Annotated in this window: 20 protein-coding genes; 17 read left to right on the plus strand and 3 right to left on the minus strand. The window is 30.3% G+C overall.

What is annotated here, in order from left to right:
• Positions 1-31 precede the first annotated feature (31 nt).
• Complete coding sequence (gene rodA / locus ACQPUW_RS00790; protein WP_430837250.1) at positions 32-1177, plus strand: rod shape-determining protein RodA; 1146 nt, start codon at positions 32-34, stop codon at positions 1175-1177.
• Positions 1178-1406: 229 nt separating this feature from the next.
• Here the strand turns inward: rodA and ACQPUW_RS00795 are convergent, their stop codons facing one another.
• Positions 1407-1865: a hypothetical protein gene (locus tag ACQPUW_RS00795; protein ID WP_430835603.1), complete on the minus strand. Its 459-nt coding sequence runs from the start codon at positions 1863-1865 to the stop codon at positions 1407-1409.
• A gap of 21 nt (positions 1866-1886) precedes the next feature.
• On the minus strand, positions 1887-3377 hold the full coding sequence (locus tag ACQPUW_RS00800; RefSeq protein WP_430835604.1) for a C69 family dipeptidase: 1491 nt from the start codon (positions 3375-3377) through the stop codon (positions 1887-1889).
• 258 nt (positions 3378-3635) lie between these two features.
• Here ACQPUW_RS00800 and ACQPUW_RS00805 point away from each other — a divergent pair, with 258 nt between their 5' ends.
• The 14 genes from ACQPUW_RS00805 to ACQPUW_RS00870 all read left to right on the plus strand — a co-directional run bounded on the left by ACQPUW_RS00805 (position 3636) and on the right by ACQPUW_RS00870 (position 16011).
• Entirely contained in the window at positions 3636-4343 is a 708-nt protein-coding gene (locus tag ACQPUW_RS00805; RefSeq protein WP_430835605.1) for a peptidoglycan DD-metalloendopeptidase family protein, read from the plus strand.
• A 33-nt stretch (positions 4344-4376) separates the two neighbouring features.
• On the plus strand, positions 4377-5234 hold the full coding sequence (locus ACQPUW_RS00810; protein WP_430835606.1) for a site-2 protease family protein: 858 nt from the start codon (positions 4377-4379) through the stop codon (positions 5232-5234).
• Between the two features lie 118 nt (positions 5235-5352).
• Entirely contained in the window at positions 5353-7218 is a 1866-nt protein-coding gene (locus tag ACQPUW_RS00815) for a TIGR03960 family B12-binding radical SAM protein (protein WP_430835607.1), read from the plus strand.
• On the plus strand, positions 7193-7894 hold the full coding sequence (locus ACQPUW_RS00820; protein ID WP_430837251.1) for a TIGR03936 family radical SAM-associated protein: 702 nt from the start codon (positions 7193-7195) through the stop codon (positions 7892-7894). Before ACQPUW_RS00815 ends, ACQPUW_RS00820 begins: the two co-directional genes overlap by 26 nt.
• A 14-nt stretch (positions 7895-7908) precedes the next feature.
• Complete coding sequence (locus ACQPUW_RS00825; protein ID WP_430835608.1) at positions 7909-9357, plus strand: ribonuclease E/G; 1449 nt, start codon at positions 7909-7911, stop codon at positions 9355-9357.
• A gap of 129 nt (positions 9358-9486) precedes the next feature.
• Entirely contained in the window at positions 9487-9798 is a 312-nt protein-coding gene (gene rplU / locus ACQPUW_RS00830) for a 50S ribosomal protein L21 (RefSeq protein WP_430835609.1), read from the plus strand.
• Between the two features lie 3 nt (positions 9799-9801).
• Positions 9802-10188, plus strand: a complete 387-nt coding sequence (locus tag ACQPUW_RS00835) for a ribosomal-processing cysteine protease Prp (RefSeq protein WP_430835610.1) — start codon at positions 9802-9804, stop codon at positions 10186-10188.
• A 4-nt stretch (positions 10189-10192) separates the two neighbouring features.
• The gene (gene rpmA, locus ACQPUW_RS00840; protein WP_204596247.1) at positions 10193-10492 is read left to right on the plus strand and encodes a 50S ribosomal protein L27; all 300 of its coding nucleotides are present in this window, start codon (positions 10193-10195) and stop codon (positions 10490-10492) included.
• Between the two features lie 216 nt (positions 10493-10708).
• The gene (obgE, locus tag ACQPUW_RS00845; protein WP_430834615.1) at positions 10709-11995 is read left to right on the plus strand and encodes a GTPase ObgE; all 1287 of its coding nucleotides are present in this window, start codon (positions 10709-10711) and stop codon (positions 11993-11995) included.
• A gap of 11 nt (positions 11996-12006) precedes the next feature.
• Positions 12007-12315, plus strand: a complete 309-nt coding sequence (gene yhbY, locus ACQPUW_RS00850) for a ribosome assembly RNA-binding protein YhbY (RefSeq protein ID WP_221861177.1) — start codon at positions 12007-12009, stop codon at positions 12313-12315.
• Between the two features lie 3 nt (positions 12316-12318).
• Positions 12319-12924: a nicotinate-nucleotide adenylyltransferase gene (gene nadD, locus ACQPUW_RS00855; RefSeq protein ID WP_430835611.1), complete on the plus strand. Its 606-nt coding sequence runs from the start codon at positions 12319-12321 to the stop codon at positions 12922-12924.
• Position 12925: 1 nt separating this feature from the next.
• On the plus strand, positions 12926-13498 hold the full coding sequence (gene yqeK / locus ACQPUW_RS00860; RefSeq protein WP_430835612.1) for a bis(5'-nucleosyl)-tetraphosphatase (symmetrical) YqeK: 573 nt from the start codon (positions 12926-12928) through the stop codon (positions 13496-13498).
• Between the two features lie 34 nt (positions 13499-13532).
• The gene (locus ACQPUW_RS00865) at positions 13533-15074 is read left to right on the plus strand and encodes an LCP family protein (RefSeq protein WP_430835613.1); all 1542 of its coding nucleotides are present in this window, start codon (positions 13533-13535) and stop codon (positions 15072-15074) included.
• Positions 15075-15102: 28 nt separating this feature from the next.
• Positions 15103-16011 carry an RluA family pseudouridine synthase gene (locus ACQPUW_RS00870; protein ID WP_430835614.1) on the plus strand — a complete coding sequence of 303 codons (909 nt, stop codon included), beginning with the start codon at positions 15103-15105 and terminating at the stop codon, positions 16009-16011.
• A gap of 44 nt (positions 16012-16055) precedes the next feature.
• On the opposite strand, the gene ACQPUW_RS00875 is transcribed toward ACQPUW_RS00870, so the two are convergent.
• Positions 16056-17354: a D-alanyl-D-alanine carboxypeptidase family protein gene (locus tag ACQPUW_RS00875; protein WP_430835615.1), complete on the minus strand. Its 1299-nt coding sequence runs from the start codon at positions 17352-17354 to the stop codon at positions 16056-16058.
• Between the two features lie 123 nt (positions 17355-17477).
• On the opposite strand from ACQPUW_RS00875, the gene ACQPUW_RS00880 reads away from it, so the two are divergent.
• The gene (locus ACQPUW_RS00880; protein ID WP_430835616.1) at positions 17478-18215 is read left to right on the plus strand and encodes a helix-hairpin-helix domain-containing protein; all 738 of its coding nucleotides are present in this window, start codon (positions 17478-17480) and stop codon (positions 18213-18215) included.
• A 68-nt stretch (positions 18216-18283) separates the two neighbouring features.
• On the plus strand, positions 18284-19309 hold the full coding sequence (gene selD / locus ACQPUW_RS00885) for a selenide, water dikinase SelD (protein WP_430835617.1): 1026 nt from the start codon (positions 18284-18286) through the stop codon (positions 19307-19309).
• The last annotated feature ends 1 nt before the right edge of the window (position 19310 follow it).

Raw genomic sequence — 19310 nt, forward strand, 5'->3', positions numbered from 1 at the left:
GAGGTGAAAGATTTTGTTAAGAGGGGATTTATTGTTTGATAGACAAGGAACTTATAGTAAATATAAGCTGGATTTTAAAAAAATTAGAGATATAGATAAAGTACTATTATTTTCAACAATAATATTAGTACTGTTTGGTGTTTTAAACATATATCTTGCAACTAAAGGAACTTACGGATTTAGCTATGCTAAGAAGCAATTAGTATGGTTTATAGTTTCTCTTGTAGCACTTTATATATTTATGGCTATTGACTACAGAGTTCTTTATAATTATGTTCCAATTTTTTATTGGGCTGGAGTTGTTTTACTTATTGCAACAAGATTTTTGGGTTCTGTTAGAGGTGGAGCTAGAGGTTGGCTTGTATTTGGACCAATTTCCTTGCAGCCAGCGGAACTCGCAAAGATTGGTATGATACTTATGCTTGCTAAGAAATTAGAAGAGATGGATTTAGAGATAAACAATCTAAGAAATTTCTTTACTCTTGTTTTTTATGCTGCAGTGCCAGTTCTATTTATTGTAATTCAACCAGATATGGGAATGACTATGGTATCATTCTTTATAGTGCTTGGTATATTTTATGTTGCAGGACTTGATATGAAAGTAATAGGTGGAGGACTACTCGCGCTTGTTATTGGAATATTGATAGTTTGGAATTCAGGGCTTATACAAGATTATCAAAAAACAAGAATAACATCATTTATGAATCCAGAAGCTAATATGGCAGGGTCTGGATATCATCTCAGTCAATCTTTAATTGCAATTGGATCTGGCGGGGTTACTGGTAATAGACCATCTCTTTCAAATGATGCAACTTCAGGATATGCAGCGCAACATGTACCAGAAGTTCAAACAGACTTTATTTTTGCATCAATAGCAGAAAACTGGGGATTGCTAGGTGTTTTATTCTTGCTAACTATGTATGGATTACTTATAAGTAGGATGGTAGCTATTGCGCGAACATCAAAAGATATCTTTGGATCAATAATATGTGTTGGATTAGTATCATATTTCTTATTTGCAATACTACAAAATATAGGGATGACTATAGGACTTATGCCTATAACAGGTATAACATTACCTCTTATAAGTTATGGTGGTAGTTCACTTTTAACTACAATAATGTCAATAGGTCTAGTATTAAATGTAGGTATGAGAAGAAAGAAAATCAGATTTTAAATATAAAGTAAGTGGAAGTGATTTAAATATTACTTCCACTTATTAATTAGAAAAATTTAATAAAGATATTCATTAAAAGGTACTGTTATATAGTTAATAAAATCTACTATATAACAGTACCTTTTATGGGTTTTAAAATAATATATAATTTTAAAAATATATATAAAATAGGGATTAACTTAGATTTCTATCTTAATTTATATATAAAATAATGAACTTAATTAAAATATTATCTATTTATTTTACTGGCATTTGTTACAAGTGTTTTTTGTGCATCTGTTAAAGTGTCATAATCTTTAGTTACTTTTTGGACTTCTCCCTCATTATTCATATTTAAGTTTTTAATTTCTTGAGATACTTTCTCGCTTACTTTAAAATCTTTATCGGCAGCTTCATGTCCTTCTTTTATCGCTTTTATAACATCTAGGTCTTGGTTTAATTTATCAACATTTTTAATCTTTTTTTGATCAGATTCTGAAAGTTTATCAAACTGATTTTTTATTTCGCTTATTTTTGAATCGTCATTTAAAGTTATATAAGAGGCTTTTGGAAGGGCATCAATTTCTTTTGTTATGCTATTTACTGAGCCTTCTTTATCTCCGCATCCATAGATTAATATAGATACTGTAAATATAGCTATAATTGAAAGTATAAGTTTTTTATGAAAAAGTTTATTTTTATTAATCATAACTTTAGTCCTCCTTATATGTTAAAGATTTGAATCATGATGAACAGGAGTTTGTTTAGTTGTTTCTGTTATCAAATTTTTATTTACTTCTTCAGTCTTTTTAAGTGAGTAATTTGCCATTCTTGTACAATAATCTGTCATATAATTTTCTGCCTCTTTAGGATTTTTCTTATAAAGGTCTAAAACATATTTATCAGTTTCTTTTAGGTTATCTGTAAGCTTATCTTCAACAGCTCTAAGGGGAGGTTTCGTATATTTATTAACATATTCATCATAATAAGGAGTTGTTGATGCTCCAGCTCTTCTGTAAGTCCAATAAGCTGAAGTATAATCAGGTATATTTGTACCTTCTCTGTATGCTTTTGGAGTATTATTTATACCAGAATAGAAGGGAACGTATACACTGGTTTCAGGAACTCCAAGAGCTAACCAATGAACAGCACCTACAGCACTTGGCATATTAGGTCTACATTGTAATATGTGAGATTCCATTGTATAGGCAACGTTTATTGGTCTATATTTATCTTTATATTCACCGTATGGATCATATTCTGTGCCATCATAATGAGAACGCAAGACTTTTGCCACATCTTTAACTTCTATTTTGTTATCTGGTTTCATAAATAAGCTAAAGTCTTTGCTTGTTATATCTTGCTTTTTAGATGGAGTTAAGATTCTTTGACCATCCCATATTCTTGGATTGTTGTACTTGGCATCCTTTTCATTTTCAGTTCCAAATGCTTTTTTAAAGCTAAAGTCTCCATCTTTTTGAGGATCATAAAGACCTTTATCTTCTGAGAATTTAACCAAATCTTTAGAGCCTAAGTAATTTTTGTCATCTTTTAAATCTACTTTATCTATACATAATTTATTTGGAATTACAGCATATGAATCATCAGGAACTCTTTGTGCTACCCAATGATGTCCAGATCCTATTTCCATGTACCAAACTTCATCTTTATCGGATATTATGACACCATTAACTTCAGATGAACCTTTTTCATCTACTATTTTTCCAAGCATCTTAACGCCGTCTTTTGCAGTTTTTACATGAGGTAGAACTACTGATGTTATTGAATCTTCACCAATACCATCTTTAACAAGAGGGTCTGCTTTTAGTGCTTTATCATTTGCAGTAGCACTTTCTGTGGCACTAAGTGCTACACCATGTTCATTTATGCCGTCTTCTTCAAACTGACCATCCTTTTCAGTCCACTCTGGAGTTGCAGTATATTTATAATTTGTCTTTGGAAGCTTGTATGTAAATCCATTTCCCTTTGACGTATAAGTTGCACCATCTTTATTTGTACTATGAGGATGAACAACAAATCTTTTATCCCAAGCAGTTTTAGCATCTTCATTACGAGCAGCAATTGTTGACCCGTCTGCAGTAGCATTTTTACCTACGACTACTGTTGTACAAGCAAATGCATTTAGTGCTAATGGTCCTAGCAAAATACTTGAGGTAATTGAAGCTAGAAAAAGTAATTTTGATATTTTTTTAGTTAACATAATTTCACTCCTTTTAATAAAGCCAATATATTCCCGCAGAAAAATATAAATTATATTAAGGCTATCATATAAAATTCTAGACCCATTGTAGGATTAATTCAATATTTCATAGAATAGGTTTACATTAACTTAATATAATTAAAATAATAATTATGTTAAATTGTGAAATTCTATAGGAGAATTTATACATGTGTTTTCATAAAATCTTAGCTTTTTAAATATAATAAAGTAGTGCTAAATAACAAGGAGATAAGAAAGATGGGAAGTTATAGGGATCAGTATGAAAAATATTACAAAAACATAGGAGGAAATAATAGTAGATATGTACCAATTTCAAATAATGGAGGTAATTCAAATTTCCACTATGGAGAAGGTAGAAGAAAAAAGAAGGATGGGGGAATGCTCTCTATTTTAGTAACTCAAACTATAGGCATATTAATAATTACATTAATTATGATGGCATTAAAATATGTACCTTATAAAGAAGCAAATGATATTTACTTAAATGCAAAAGAGGTTATGGCTACAGAAATGGAATTTGGCGACTTTGATGCTATAGAGGTATTTAATGAATTTAAAAGCAAAATATCAAAAGATGATGGACTGGAAAATAAAATAAATGGAAGCTTAATGGCTCCTTTAATAGGAGAAGTAGAAACTTTGGAAGATGGAGTTATCATAAAAACAGATAAGAAAAAAGAGGTTTTTGCAATATTTGATGGTGAAATAAAAGATATAAAAGATGGGGATAAAGGAAAGGATGTTGTAGTTGACCACGGCAATGGAATAGAGAGTTACTATAACATGATAAATGAGTCATTAGTTGAAAAAGGTGATAAGGTTGAGAAAGGAGAGTGTATAGGAGTTAATACAAAGATTGGTGATAAAGGTTATAAAGTAGAATTTAAAATTAGTTATATGGGACAATTTAAGGAGCCTGGAAAGTATATTAATTTTAAAGATTAGGAATCTGTAGCTAGCAATGTTTTGAGGGTAGAAATGAAGAAATCTTATAAATTAATGATTATAGAGGTAGTGTTATTATTACTTGCAATTAGTTTTGAAAGCAAAATTTTAATTGGAGTTATATCTATAATACTGCATGAATTTACACATATATATGTTGGAAGCAAACTAGGATGTAAGGTATATAATTTAGAACTTGGAATAACTGGTGCAAAAGCAGAACTTTCAGAGATTGATGATCTTAGAGAGAATGAAAAACTTATATTATATTTAAGTGGACCAGCTATGAATTTTATTTTAGCATGTTTATTATATGCCTTATACAATGTTAGTCATATTCCTATATTGGAAATTGGATATGAAGTAAATATAGGTCTTTTTATATTTAATTTATTTCCTGCATATCCTTTAGATGGATCAAGAATATTAGAAATAATATTATCTAAATATAATTCATATATAAAAAGCAAAAAAATAACTACTTGGATAAGCTATACTGCTTCAGCGTGTCTAATAGTATTATTTTTTATTATGATCTTTTTACATAAAGTGAATCTAAGTTTATTTTTAATGGGAATTTTGATAATATATTCAACTGTTCTAGAGAAAAATTGGACGATGTATATAATAATGGGAGATATAATTAAAAAGAGAAGGAAGCTTAAAAAATATGATTTTATAGAAAATAGGACAGTATCCGTGTTTTACAAAAATGAACTACTTAATGTAATGAGATTAGTTGATAAAAGCAAGTTTAATACTTTTTATGTATTAGATGAAGAGCTTAAAATTCTTAAAATAATTCATGAGGATGAATTACTTGAAGGGTTAAAAAATTATGGTAATATAACTTTAGAAGAGTATATAAATGGATTAAAGGAAACTCAGTGATGGGTTTCTTTTTTAGTAGAACAAAAATTTAATTTATGCTAGAATATAGGGATGTATATGGATAAGTATATTAAGTATGAAACTATATATAAAGTAATTTTTAGGAGGATGTAATTTAATGAATAAAATTTCAGATAACATCTTATGCAAGGTTGAGAAACCAGCAAGATATGTTGGTGGAGAACTAAATCAAGTAATTAAAGACCCAAAAGAAGTAGACATTAGATTTGCTTTTTGTTTTCCAGATGTTTATGAAGTAGGAATGTCTCATTTAGGAACAAGAATACTTTATCATACAATAAATAATAGAAAAGATACTTACTGTGAAAGAGTTTTTGCACCATGGCCAGACATGGAAAGAGAAATGAGAATGAATAATGTATCTTTATATGCATTAGAAACTAAAGACTCACTTAATAAATTCGATATTCTAGGCTTTACTCTACAATATGAGATGAGCTACACAAATATATTAAATATGCTTGATATGTCAGGTATAACAATAAGAGCATCAGAGAGAGGCGAAGATGAGCCGATAGTTATGGCTGGGGGACCTTGTGCATACAACCCAGAACCTCTATATGATATAGTAGATTTCTTTGAACTTGGAGAAGGCGAAGAAATGATGAATGATGTATTAGATGTATATGCTAAGTATAAAGGAAAAGGAAAGAAGAAAGAATTCTTAAGAGAAATATCAAAAATAAGAGGTATATATGTACCTTCACTATATGATGTAACTTACAATGAAGATGGAACAATAAAAGAATTTACTCCAAAGTATGATGATGTTCCTAAAGTTGTTAAAAAGAGAATTATAAGAGACTTTGATAATGTAGAATTCCCAATTGAGGACATGATAGTACCTTATACTGAAGTTGTACATGACAGAATAGTACTTGAAACAGCTAGAGGATGTACTAATGGATGTAGATTCTGTCAAGCAGGTATGATTTATAGACCTGTTAGAGAAAAAACTAGAGAAACATTGATTAATCAAGCAAGAGAATTAGTGAAAGCAACAGGATATCAAGAAATCTCACTAGCTTCATTAAGTATATGTGATCACTCAGATATTCAAGGTCTTATCCATGGATTAATGGAAGAACATGAAGAAGATAAAGTTGGTATAGCATTACCTTCAATAAGAGTTGATGCATTCTCAGTTGATTTAATAAAAGAAATCCAAAAGGTTAGAAAAACTGGATTAACTTTTGCTCCAGAAGCTGGATCTCAAAGAATGAGAGATGTAATAAATAAAGGGTTAACTGAAGAGAGAATACTTGAAGCTACTAAAAGTGCCTTTGAAAATGGATGGAGTACAATAAAGCTTTATTTTATAATAGGTCTTCCTTATGAAAATATAGAAGATTGCGCAGCTATTGGTGAACTTGCAGAGAAGATGGTAAGTGAATACTATACTGTTCCAAAAGAAGTTAGAAAAAAAGGACTAAAGATTACAGTAAGTACTTCAATACTTGTACCAAAGCCATTTACACCATTCCAATGGGCTCCAATGGAAAAGATTGAAGTTGTTAATGATAAGATAAATGCGGTTAAGGATTCAATAAAATCAAGAAGTATTACATATAACTATCATGCACAAAAGACTTCATACATGGAAGCTGTATTTGCAAGAGGTGATAGAAAACTTTGTGATGTTTTAATAAAGGCATTTGAAAAAGGATGTAAATTTGATGGATGGTCAGAATATTTCAACTTTTATGCTTGGAAAGAAGCTTTAGATGCATGTGGAGTTGACGGAGACTTCTATGCTTATAGAGAAAGAGATTATGATGAAATACTTCCTTGGGATTTCATTGATATCGGAGTTGATAGAGCATACTTAGTTGAAGAAAATGAAAAAGCTAGAAGAGTTGAGCTTACACAAAACTGTAGAAAAGGTTGTACAGGATGTGGAATCAACGTTAACTTTAGAGAAGGGAAGTGTTTTGAAGGTGCGATATCTAATAAAATTCACTAAAGAAGCAGATATAAAATTTGTAGCTCATTTAGATTTAATGAGAACAATACAAAGAGTTATTAGAAGATCAGGATTGCCTGTTGATTACTCAAAGGGATTTAATCCACATATGTCCCTTTCAATAGCACAACCACTTTCAGTTGGAGTATACTCAGAAGGTGAGTATATGGATGTAGTTTTAAAAGAAGAGGTCGATCCAAAGGAAATAGTAGAGAGACTTAATAAAAGTACTGCAAGTGGAGTAAGATTTTTAGATGCATTAGGAATTGAAGTAATAGAAAATGTTAAGAAATTACCACAAGCTATGGCTTTAATAGATGCAGCAAGATATACAATAAAGATGCATTATACAGATACTACAAACTTTGAAGAGGAAATGAAAGCTCTTTTAAGTAGAGAAGATTGGGTAATGACAAAGAGAAGTAAAAAAGGTGCAAGAGAAGTTGATATAAAGCCTTTAGTTCATGAATTAAAATACTGGATTAAAGATAATGAAGTTGTATTAAATGTATTAATAAGCTCAGGAAGTAGAGAACATTTAGCACCAGACTTATTAGTAAAACTTATACAAGAAAATACAACTAACTGTGATGAAGAAGCTTTCGTTCAAATAAAGAGAGAAGAAATGTACTTCATGAAGGAAGAAAAATTAGTACCTCTTTATAAATGTGTATAGGAAGTGGAATTTTGATGAGAGAAATTTTTATTGAAAGAAGAGAAAAATCCATAAGGATTGCAGTTAAAAATAATAATGAATTAGAAGAGTGTTTTATAGAAGAGAAAAGTAGTGAACCAACTTACGGAGAAATCTATAAAGGAAGAGTTAAAAATATAGTTCCTGCAATAAATTCATTATTTTTAGATATAGGCCTAGATAAAGAAGGCTATATGTACTATAGCGAAGACTTAAAAAAGTTAAATATTAAAAAAGGTGATGAATTTTTAGTTGAAGTTTTAAAGGAACCTTTAAATGAAAAAGGCGCAAAGCTTACTAATAAATTCAATATACCTGGAAAGTATTTAGTATTTACAAAAGGTAAGAGTGGTATATCATTTTCAAAAAGAATAACTGATGAAGTTAAAAAGAAATTAATTGAAGCAGAAATTGAAGAGATTGATGGAATTAACATAGTCGTAAGAACTGAAGCAGTTAATGTTCCAATAGAAATCCTTAAAGCAGAAAGAGATAAGCTAAAAGGAATATTGGATGAAATGAACAGAAAACTTAACTATAGCACTGAGCTTTCAAAGGTTTATGGAGAAGATGTATCTTTAAACAAGGTCTTAAGAGATAATATAACAAAGGGAAATCTAAAAATCTATGTTGATAACATTGAAGATGAAACTTATGTTAAGTCATTTTTAGATGGGGAAAAAGATATTGAAATTATAGTATACGATGGACTACGTACACTATTTGATTATTACAATATTGAAAAAGAAATATTAAAGCTTAGACATAACAAAGTAAAATTAAATTGTGGTGGAGATATTGTTATTGAAAAAACAGAAGCTATGTATGTTATAGATGTAAATAGTGGAAAGAATATTAAAGGAAGAAGTTTGGATAAAACAATTCTTCAAACAAATTTAGAAGCTGCAAAAGAAATTGGAAAGCAAATAATGCTTAGAAATCTAAGCGGAATAATTCTTATAGACTTTATTGATATGAGAGATCATAGTCAAAGAGCCAATGTAATGAAAGAATTGAAAGATTCACTTAAAAGTGACAAAGGGAATAGTAAGATATATCCTTTTACAGAACTTGATTTAGTACAGATTACAAGAAAGCGCAGGGGAAAGAGCATATATGATTCAATAGAAGATAAATGTCCACTTTGCAAAGGTTCAGGTAATATTCTTAAATTATCATATATTGAAGATTTAATAAGAAATGATATATTAAGATCTGTTGAAGACAATACTATAGAAAGCTTCTTTATAGAACTTGATAACATTTATAGAGAAGATGTAAAGGGAGATTTATTTAGTTTCTTAAAAAATATAGATGGCTTAGATAAAGAAATGTTCCTTAAATTCTCAGAAGGAATTGATGGATATAGAATAGAACCTTTAATATTTAAAAATCAAAAGGAAAACCTTGCAGATTATAAGGTTAAAGGTATTGAAAAATATTAATTAATTTCTTTACAAAAAATAGACGATATGTTAAGATAGGTTAGTAAACCGCTCACGATAGGGTTTTTTTATAAAACAAAGTTTTACTTTGTACCCGTAGTGGCGAGACCGTTATGAGGAGGTGTTTTAATGTACGCAGTAGTATTAACAGGAGGAAAGCAATACAGAGTTCAAGAAGGAGACGTATTATTCGTTGAAAAGCTTGAAGCAGAAGTAGATTCACAAGTTGAATTAACAGAAGTATTAGCTGTTTCTAATGGAGAATCTTTAACAATTGGTAAGCCAATGGTTGAAGGAGCTAAAGTTGTTGCTAAAGTTGTATCACAAGGTAAAGCTAAGAAGGTAACAGTATTCAAGTATAAGGCTAAAAAGGACTACAGAAGAAAAGCTGGTCACAGACAACCTTACACTAAGTTAGTTATCGAAAAGATCGAAGCATAATCTATGATTAAAGCAAAGATTTTTTATCAAAGTAACAACATTAAAGGATTCGTCATTGATAATCACGCAATGCCAGGAGACAGAGATTTTAATAATGATGTCTTATTGGTAGGAGAAGCTTTTGATATGGTTTGTAACTCAGTTTCAGTCTTATCACAAAGTGTTCTTATAGGTATAGATGAAGTTTTAAAACTGAATTGTACATACGAGATTGGAGACGGATATTTGAAATTAGACTTATCTGATTTCTCAGAAGAGGAATTAAGAGAGTCACAGGTTTTACTTAAAACCTTCGAGAAGAGTTTAGAAAGTGTAATTTCTAGCTTGGATCAAATGTTTGGAGATAATAAACGTAGAGAATATATAAAATTATTAAAAGAGGAGGTGTAGTGACATGATGATAATGAACCTTCAATTATTTGCCCACAAAAAAGGGGTAGGTAGCTCAAAGAATGGTAGAGATTCTGAGTCAAAAAGACTAGGTGTTAAATCAGCTGACGGAGAATTCGTACTTGCTGGAAACATCATCGTAAGACAAAGAGGAACTAAGATCCACCCAGGAAACAACGTTGGAAGGGGTAAGGATGATACTCTATTCGCTAAAATCGATGGAGTTGTTAAGTTCGAAAGAGTGGGAAGAGACAAGAAGAAAGCTTCTGTTTACCCAGTAAATGTAGAAGAAATAGCTGAATAGTAGTTATTTATATAAAGCACCCATGAATTTGGGTGCTTTTTAAATGTCAAAAAATAAAGAATTACTTAAATAATAGCATTAAATAGTGCTTTTTTTCTTCATATATAATAGTATTATGTTATAATGAAGAAAATATTTTTAAATAAGTAGATTTATTATTCATATATTAAGGAATAATATGAATATAGAGATTTTTACAAAAGGAGAGGTGAGTATATGTTTATAGATAAGGCCAAAGTATTTATAAGGTCTGGTAGAGGCGGAGATGGAGCAGTTTCTTTTAGAAGAGAAAAATATGTTCCACTTGGTGGACCAGATGGTGGAGATGGTGGAAAAGGTGGAAGTATAATTTTCACAGTTGATACTGGAATAACAACCTTAATGGATTTTAAATATAAGAGAAAATTCGTAGCAGCGCCAGGAGAGAATGGTGGTACATCAAAGTGTTACGGTAGAGATGGAGAAGATCTTTACATAAAAGTGCCAATGGGAACAATCATTAGAGAGGCTGAAAGTAACAAAATTATTTGTGACCTTTCAGAAAAAGATGATGAATATGTTCTTCTAAGAGGTGGAAAAGGCGGAAAAGGAAACTGTAAGTTCTGTACACCTACAAGACAGGCACCAAACTTTGCAGAGCCAGGTATGCCAGGAGAAGAAATGGATATAGTTTTAGAATTAAAACTACTTGCAGACGTTGGACTTTTAGGATTCCCAAATGTAGGAAAGTCAACATTCCTATCAATGACAACTAAAGCAAAACCAAAGATAGCAAACTATCATTTCACAACATTAAAACCAAACTTAGGAGTAGTTGCGGCAGATGGTGTTGAAGCCTTTGTAATGGCAGATATTCCAGGAATAATTGAAGGTGCAAGTGAAGGTATAGGTCTTGGACTTGAATTCTTAAGACACATAGAAAGAACTAGATTATTAGTTCATGTTGTTGATATATCAGGACTTGAAGGAAGAGATCCAATTGAAGATTTCATTAAGATAAATGAAGAACTTAAGAAATATTCAGTTAAACTTTGGGATAGACCTCAAATAGTAGTAGCTAATAAGACAGACCTTTTATTTGATGAAGAAGTATTTGAAAACTTCAAGAAAAAGGTTAATGAATTAGGATTTGATAAAGTTTATAAAATGTCAGCTGCAACTAGAAATGGTGTTGACGAAGTAATTAAGGAATGTGCAAGAATGCTTAAGGAAATTCCTATAACAGGACTTGAAATATCAGATGAAGAAAGATACATCCCAGAAGATAAGAAGTTCACTTATGAAATCAGAGTTGAAAAAGGCGAAGAATACGATACTTACTTTGTTGAAGGTAGCTTCGTAGACAGACTGCTTAGCGCAGTTAATGTAAATGATGCAGATTCATTAAGATATTTCCATAAGGTATTAAACAATAAGGGAGTACTTAGCGAATTAAGAGAAATGGGAATTCAAGATGGTGATATGGTAAGCCTTAACGACTTCGAATTCGAATACTTATTATAGGAGGAACAAGAATGCTAATAGGAAAACAAAGAGCTTATTTAAGAAGCTTAGCTAACGATATGCAACCAATATTCCAAATTGGTAAAAATGGAATAGAGGATAGCTTTTTAAAGCAAGTAAGAGATGCACTAGAAGCTAGAGAACTTATTAAGATAAAAGTTTTAGAAAATAGTGGATTTACTGCAAGAGAAGCTTCAGATTTTATATGTAAAGAAATAAAATGTGAGGGCGTTCAAGCAATCGGAAGTAAAATAGTTTTATATAAAAGATCTTCAAAGAAACCAAAAATAGAGATACCAAGAAAATTTAAAAACCAATAATAGATGAAAAAGTATGGGATTATTGGAGGAACCTTTGATCCTATCCACAATGCACATCTTTATATAGCTTATGAGGCAAAAGTTAAATTAGGCTTAGATAAGGTGATCTTTATACCAAATGGAAGTCCCCCACATAAAACTTTAAGTAATGTAACGGGGGCTTCTTTAAGGTATGAAATGGTTAAAGAAGCTATTAAAGATTTTGAGGATTTTGAGGTTTCAGATTATGAAATAGAAAAAAGGGAACTCAGTTACACATATAAAACATTAAAGCACTTTAATAGTGATGATGTGATGCTATACTTTATAACAGGTGCAGATTGCCTTGTTGATTTAGATAAGTGGAAAAATGTAAGTGAGATTTTTTCTCTTTGTAATTTTGTTGTATTTACAAGACCAGGTTTCAAAGAAGAAGATTTACAGAAAGAAAAAGAAGAAGCTGAAAGAAAATATAATGGAAGAATTATATTTTTAAATATATTAGATTTAGAAATTTCATCAACAGATATTAGAAGAAGAATTAGGGAAGGCAAAAAAGTGGACTTTTTTGTACCAAAAGAGGTACTTAAAATTATTGAAAGAGAGAAGCTTTATGGCAAGGGGAACTAATATGGAAATTACTTATATTTATGATTATTTAAGAGAAAATTTAAGACCAAAAAGATATATGCATACATTAGGAGTTGTATCTACAGCCAAAAAATTAGCTAAATTAAATGGTGTAGATGAAGATAAAGCAGTACTAGCTGCATTATGTCATGATGTAGGCAAAAATTTAACAATTGAAGAATTAATGAGTATTATTAAAAAGAATAATATAGAATTAACAATGGATGAGAAAAAAACACCAGAGCTTTGGCATGGGATTGTTTCAAGAGTACTTGCTAAAGAAAAGTTTAATATAGATGATGAAGAAGTGCTTGAAGCAATGAGATGGCACACAACTGGAAAAGAAGATATGAGTACTCTAGATAAGATTATTTATATTGCAGATATGATTGAACCATCAAGAGTTTATGATGGGGTTGAAGAAATAAGAGAGAAGGTTTTAGAGAATTTAGATGAAGGAGTTCTTATGGGTATGAATCATACTATAAAATACTTATTATCTAAAGGACAGCTTATAGATTTAAATACTGTTAAGGCAAGAAACTATTTAATATTAAATAGAAGAAAAGTATAACTTAAATTTATAATGGAGATGGGGTGTAGGAAATTTGACGGATGATAGAAGGTCTATGGATTCTTCGAGAAGAAAAAGGAATGAAAGTGAAAGAGAAGAAGCTATAAGAAGAAAAAGACGTATTGCAAAAAGAAATGAAGAATTAAAAAGGGGAAAAAAAGTAAGTAGGAGAAGTTTAGATGAAGGATACATTCCTGCTGATGATGCAAGAAGAAGAGTTGACTCTCCAAAAAGATCACAAGAAGGCTTTACAGATAGAGACTTTGAAAGTAGAAAGAATCCATCTAGAAAAGCTGCACCTAGCAATTTACAAAATAAAAGTAGAAATTCAAAAAAGAATTTATCAAAGAAAAAGAAGAAAAAGAGAATATCATTTAAGAAAATATTTGGAATAATAATTGCAGCACTTTTAATACTTCTCTTAATAGGTGGAGTAAGAATAGCAAAACTTGTTAACAATATAAGCACAGATAAGATGATAGCACCAGTAGAGGTTCCTATGGATCAAACCGTAAATATTTTACTTCTAGGAATGGATGTTGGAGATGTAAATAATCCAAATGACGAGGCTATTAAAAGAACTGATACTATGATGCTTATAAACTTTAACCCTAAAACTAAGAAGGTAAATATAGTATCAATACCAAGAGATACTCTAATTACTATAAATGGGCGTAGATGGAAGATGAACGCTGCTTATCCAATTGGAGGAGACCAAAGGGTAATAACAGAAGTAGAGCAATTATTAAATGTTAAAATAAACTATCTAGCTAAAGTAAATTATAAAGGCTTCAGAGATTTTATTGATGCAATTGGTGGAGTTGATATGAAAATAGAACACAACATGGATTACACTGATAAGTCTCAAAATCTTCGTATTGACTTCAAAAAAGGAACAACGGTTCATCTAGATGGTAAGAAGGCAGAAGAATTCTTTAGATGGAGAAAAAACAATGATGGAACAGGTCTTCCAAATGGAGATATAGATAGAATAAAGAATCAACACGCATTCTTAGAGCAAGTTGTTAAGAAATGTACTAGTCCAGCGATAATATTCAAGATACCAGGAATACTTAGAGCAGTAGAGCAAAATGTAGAGACTAATATGACTGGAAGTACAATGTTCAAATATGCACTAAAATTAGCGACATTAAAGCCAAGTGATATTAAGATGACTACAGTTAAAGGAGACTCTAAGATGATAGATGGGCAGTCTTACTTTATATTTAATAAAGAAGCAAATGCAGATTTGATAAAAGCACTTAACTCATCAGATACTGGAAGTGCAGATATAAAGCCTGAAGATGTAAGAATAAAGGTGTTAAATGCAACAAAAATAAGTGGACTTGCAGCAACTTATCAAATAGAACTTAAACAACTTGGTTATAAAAATGTTGATACAGGAAATACAGACCTTAGAGACAAGAGTGTAATCATGGTCGACAATGACAATATAAAGAATTCTCTTAAAAAGAATTTTAAATCAATAACTGATTATGAGAGTATTAATTCAAAGTACGCAGATACAGGGTATGATGTAATAGTTATACTTGGAAATGATGCTAAAAATTATTAAGATTTATAAATTAGGAGGACTTTAAGCTTTGAGTACCTTAGAAAAAACTGTCCCATCAGAATATGATGGAGTTAAAATTAGAAAATACTTAAAAGAGGGGTTAAACTTTTCATCAAGACTTATAAGTAGAGCATCCAAGGAACAAAGAATATTTGTAAATGATGAAGTAGTTAGAATGAATTTTAAGGTATCTACAGGGGATAACCTAAAGATAAACTTGGATAGAGAAGAAAGCCAAGACATTACCCCAGAAAAGATGGATTTAGATATTGTATATGAAGATGAGGAAATACTAGTTGTGAATAAAAGACCATTTCTAGTTGTTCATCCTACAAATAGCTATCAATCAGGAACCTTAGCTAATGGGGTTATAAATTACTTTAAGGAAACTGGATCGAATTGTATAGTAAGACTTGTAAGTAGACTAGATATGAATACTTCAGGACTTATTTTAATTGCAAAAAATCAATTTGCACATATGGCACTATCAAAAGAGATGGAGAAGAACAATATTAAAAAAAGATATATTGCAGTTGTCCATGGAAATTTAAAAGAAAAAGAGGGAACTATAGACCTTCCAATATACAAACCTCAAGAAGGTGATGGATTTGATAGTATAAAGAGAGTTGTAGATGATAGAGGACAAAGAAGTATAACTCATTATAAAGTTCTAGAGAGCTTTAAAGATGGAGATATAGTTGAATGTCTACTTGAAACTGGTAGAACGCATCAGATAAGAGTTCATCTATCTCATTTAGGTCATCCTATATATGGAGACTTCTTATACGGTGATGGAGATGAAGAGAAAGACTTTATAAATAGGCAAGCGCTCCATGCATATGGATTAGATTTTAAATCTCCAAAAACTGAAAAACCATTAAGCTTAAGAGCAGATCTTCCATATGATTTCAAGGAATTAATAGAGAAGATTAAATAAATTAAAAAGCATCAATTACTATAAAGTAGTTGATGCTTTTTATATTAATAAATATTTTTTTTCTTCTTATCACGTTTTAATTTTTTATAGAAAGCTCTCTTTCTTCTTCTATTTCTAACTATAATAATTCTGATAATAATTAAAATTATAAGTATGACTATTGATATACATATAACTTTAAATAAATTATTTGTAATCATCTCTGATACTGCTATCTTAAAATTATATTCTCTATCGATTCCACTTAATAGATTAACTTCAGATACAGTTTTTCCATCTACTATGACTTTAGCAGTTGTTATTACATCACCTTTTTTTAGTGATTTCTTTTTTATCATTCTAGGTAATTTGTAATCTAAAGTAGGTTTTATACCATCTAAATTAGATTTTTCAGCAGTAAAAAATACATCCTTATCAATAACTATAGGCATATTAATATTATCTGTAATCTTTATATTATCAATCTCTTGATCTTTAGAATATAACTTATAATCCTTAAAATTATTAAAGCCATAGTCTAAAAGATTTGCCATATCTTTATAATTTGCATCTTTATCTTCTGCCTTCAAAAATGCCGCAACTAACACCTGATCATCTTTTTTACCAGATATAACAAAGGTGTGTCTAGCAACATCTGTATAGCCACTTTTACCAGCAAAGGCATTAGGGTAATAATACTTAGAATTTGGATTGATTAAATAATTATGATTGTTAGCCCATCTCTTAGCTCCATCTAAATTACTAGGTGGAAGTTCTACAGATAATAATCTTGAAATTCTAACATAATCAGGATTCTTTATCGCTTCGTTTAATATTAACGCTAAATCATAAGCGGTTGATACATGCTTATCATCTGGTAATCCACTTGGATTTTCAAAATTAGAATTTTTACATCCGATCTCTTTTGCTTTTTTATTCATCATTTCTGCAAATCCTTCAATAGATCCTCCAACATGTTCCGCTAAAGCTTCGGCACAATCATTACCAGATTCAAGTAAAAGGCCTGTAAGAAGTGTTTCAACACTAAACTTTTCTCCTTCTTTTAAGCCAATTGAACTGCCCTTTGCAAAAGGAGGATTAGCTCCTACTGTAACAATATCACTGAGCTTTGTATTTTCTAGTACAACTAATGCTGTAAGAACTTTAGTTGTAGAAGCAGGAAAATGTTTAACATCATCATTTTTAGAATATAAAATTTGACCAGTTTTACTATCAATTAATATTGCAGATTCTGCATTTAGCTTCGGAGGGGCTTCTTGTGCATTTGCACTAGTTAAAATTAAACTATAGAAAATAGGTATAAAAAATAGAAATTTTACCACAGATTTAAATTTTTTACTCATAAGCTCTCCTTATTATTAAGTTTGACTTTTTTATTTTAACAAAAAGTTCTTTTATTTTCCACAATTGTATCATATATTATTTAAAAAATGTTAATAATCTAGAAAAAAACTAGGAGATTTTATATGGATACAAAAAAGAAGAGTATTGGATTAATAGCTATACTTATAATTTTAGGAAGTGGATTTTTTATAAATTACTTATTTAATGGTAGAGGAGAACTTAACAAAAATAATAATGATAGTATTTTTGTTGAAGAGAATAATTACGACTTAGATAATAGCTCTCAAGGTGTAAATTCTAAAGATAAAACAGCAAAAGGTAATAAAGAAAATGTATTAAAAGAAGAAAACAAAGAAACTGGAGAAACGATAAAGCTTAAAGATAATAAAATAGCAGTCGATATAAAAGGAGAAGTTAAAAATCAAGGAGTATACTATCTAGATGATGGAAGTATAGTAGAAGATCTTATAAAAGAAGCAGGAGGGCTTACTGACAAAGCATCGCTAGATTTAGTAAATAGAGCTGAAAAGCTTACAAATAATAAATGTGTTGTAATACCAAGTAAAGAAGAAAGCGCAGAGGCTAAAGAATCTAAAAAGGATTCTAAAGAAAAAGCTATACCTACTATATCAGGTAATGGAACTTTAAATAGTAGCAATGATAACAATGGAATAATAAATATAAATACAGCAGATGAGAGTGAACTTACTAAAATAAATGGTATAGGACCATCCAAGGCTAAAGCTATAATAAGCTACAGAGAGGAAAATGGGAGCTTTAAATCTATTGAAGATATTAAAAATGTAAGTGGAATTGGTGAAGGAACCTTCTTAAAGATAAAGGACTCTATCTCAGTATAAAGTATTTTGAGATTTTATAATCATGATGTACAATAAATATATAGACCTTTAGAGAAGGGGTGGCATAAATGATTAAGTTAACCAATTACGCAAAGACTGCCGGTTGAGCAGCTAAAATAGAGCCGGGTGCTCTTTCAGATATTTTAAAAAGTATACCAAGTATGGTAGATGACAACTTATTAGTAGGAATTGATACCTCAGATGATGGGGCAGTATATAAATTAAGTGATGATATAGCACTTATTCAAACTTTAGATTTCTTTACACCAGTTGTAGATGATCCTTATACCTTTGGACAAATAGCAGCTGCAAATTCGTTAAGTGATGTGTATGCAATGGGAGGAGAGCCAAAAGTAGCATTAAATATTGTATGCTTCCCTAATTGCTTAGATAGAAGTATACTTGGAAAAATCCTTAGAGGTGGTGCAGATAAGGTATTAGAAGCTGGTGCTGTTGTAATTGGAGGTCATTCTGTTCAAGATGATGAACCAAAGTATGGGCTTTCAGTTTCAGGAGTAGTGCATCCAGACAAAATCTTAAAGAATTGTGGATCTAAACCAGGTGACATATTAATCCTTACAAAACCTTTAGGAGTAGGAATTATAAATACTGCAGCTAAAGGAGAGATGGCATCAAAGGAAGGCTTAGATGAAGCTATAAAATGGATGGCACTTCTTAATAAATATGCTGGAGAAGTTATAAGAAAATATGATATTACAGCTTGTACTGATATAACTGGATTTGGTCTTATGGGTCATGTAAATGAAATGGCTGAAGGATCAAATATTACTTTTGAGATTCACAAAGAAAGTATACCTTACATAAAAGAAGCAAAGGAATATGCAAACTTTGGGCTTATACCACAAGGTGCTTATCAAAATAAAGCTTATATTAGTAATAGCTATAAGCTTTATGATGTTCCAAATTGGCTTGAAGATATATTATTTGATCCTCAAACATCAGGAGGACTGCTTATATCCTGTAGTGAAGAGGTAGGAAATAATATTCTAAAAGAATTCAAAGAAAAAGGTATAAAATCTTGGGTAGTAGGGCGTGTAATAGAAAAAGAAGAATACAATATAGTTGTCAAATAAA

It is taken from the genome of Clostridium sardiniense, assembly GCF_050584765.1.
In the GTDB taxonomy this organism is placed as follows: domain Bacteria; phylum Bacillota; class Clostridia; order Clostridiales; family Clostridiaceae; genus Clostridium; species Clostridium sardiniense_A.

Bases quoted from the DNA above. Each gene is read 5' to 3' on its own strand.
- ACQPUW_RS00815 (WP_430835607.1), top strand. From the start codon at position 5,353: ATGAATAAAATTTCAGATAACATCTTATGCAAGGTTGAGAAACCAGCA.
- rplU (WP_430835609.1), top strand. From the start codon at position 9,487: ATGTACGCAGTAGTATTAACAGGAGGAAAGCAATACAGAGTTCAAGAA.
- ACQPUW_RS00880 (WP_430835616.1), top strand. From the start codon at position 17,478: ATGGATACAAAAAAGAAGAGTATTGGATTAATAGCTATACTTATAATT.
- ACQPUW_RS00800 (WP_430835604.1), bottom strand. From the start codon at position 3,377: ATGTTAACTAAAAAAATATCAAAATTACTTTTTCTAGCTTCAATTACC.
- yqeK (WP_430835612.1), top strand. From the start codon at position 12,926: ATGGAAATTACTTATATTTATGATTATTTAAGAGAAAATTTAAGACCA.
- nadD (WP_430835611.1), top strand. From the start codon at position 12,319: ATGAAAAAGTATGGGATTATTGGAGGAACCTTTGATCCTATCCACAAT.
- ACQPUW_RS00835 (WP_430835610.1), top strand. From the start codon at position 9,802: ATGATTAAAGCAAAGATTTTTTATCAAAGTAACAACATTAAAGGATTC.
- ACQPUW_RS00795 (WP_430835603.1), bottom strand. From the start codon at position 1,865: ATGATTAATAAAAATAAACTTTTTCATAAAAAACTTATACTTTCAATT.
- yhbY (WP_221861177.1), top strand. From the start codon at position 12,007: ATGCTAATAGGAAAACAAAGAGCTTATTTAAGAAGCTTAGCTAACGAT.
- rpmA (WP_204596247.1), top strand. From the start codon at position 10,193: ATGATGATAATGAACCTTCAATTATTTGCCCACAAAAAAGGGGTAGGT.
- ACQPUW_RS00805 (WP_430835605.1), top strand. From the start codon at position 3,636: ATGGGAAGTTATAGGGATCAGTATGAAAAATATTACAAAAACATAGGA.
- obgE (WP_430834615.1), top strand. From the start codon at position 10,709: ATGTTTATAGATAAGGCCAAAGTATTTATAAGGTCTGGTAGAGGCGGA.
- ACQPUW_RS00810 (WP_430835606.1), top strand. From the start codon at position 4,377: ATGAAGAAATCTTATAAATTAATGATTATAGAGGTAGTGTTATTATTA.
- ACQPUW_RS00875 (WP_430835615.1), bottom strand. From the start codon at position 17,354: ATGAGTAAAAAATTTAAATCTGTGGTAAAATTTCTATTTTTTATACCT.
- ACQPUW_RS00825 (WP_430835608.1), top strand. From the start codon at position 7,909: ATGAGAGAAATTTTTATTGAAAGAAGAGAAAAATCCATAAGGATTGCA.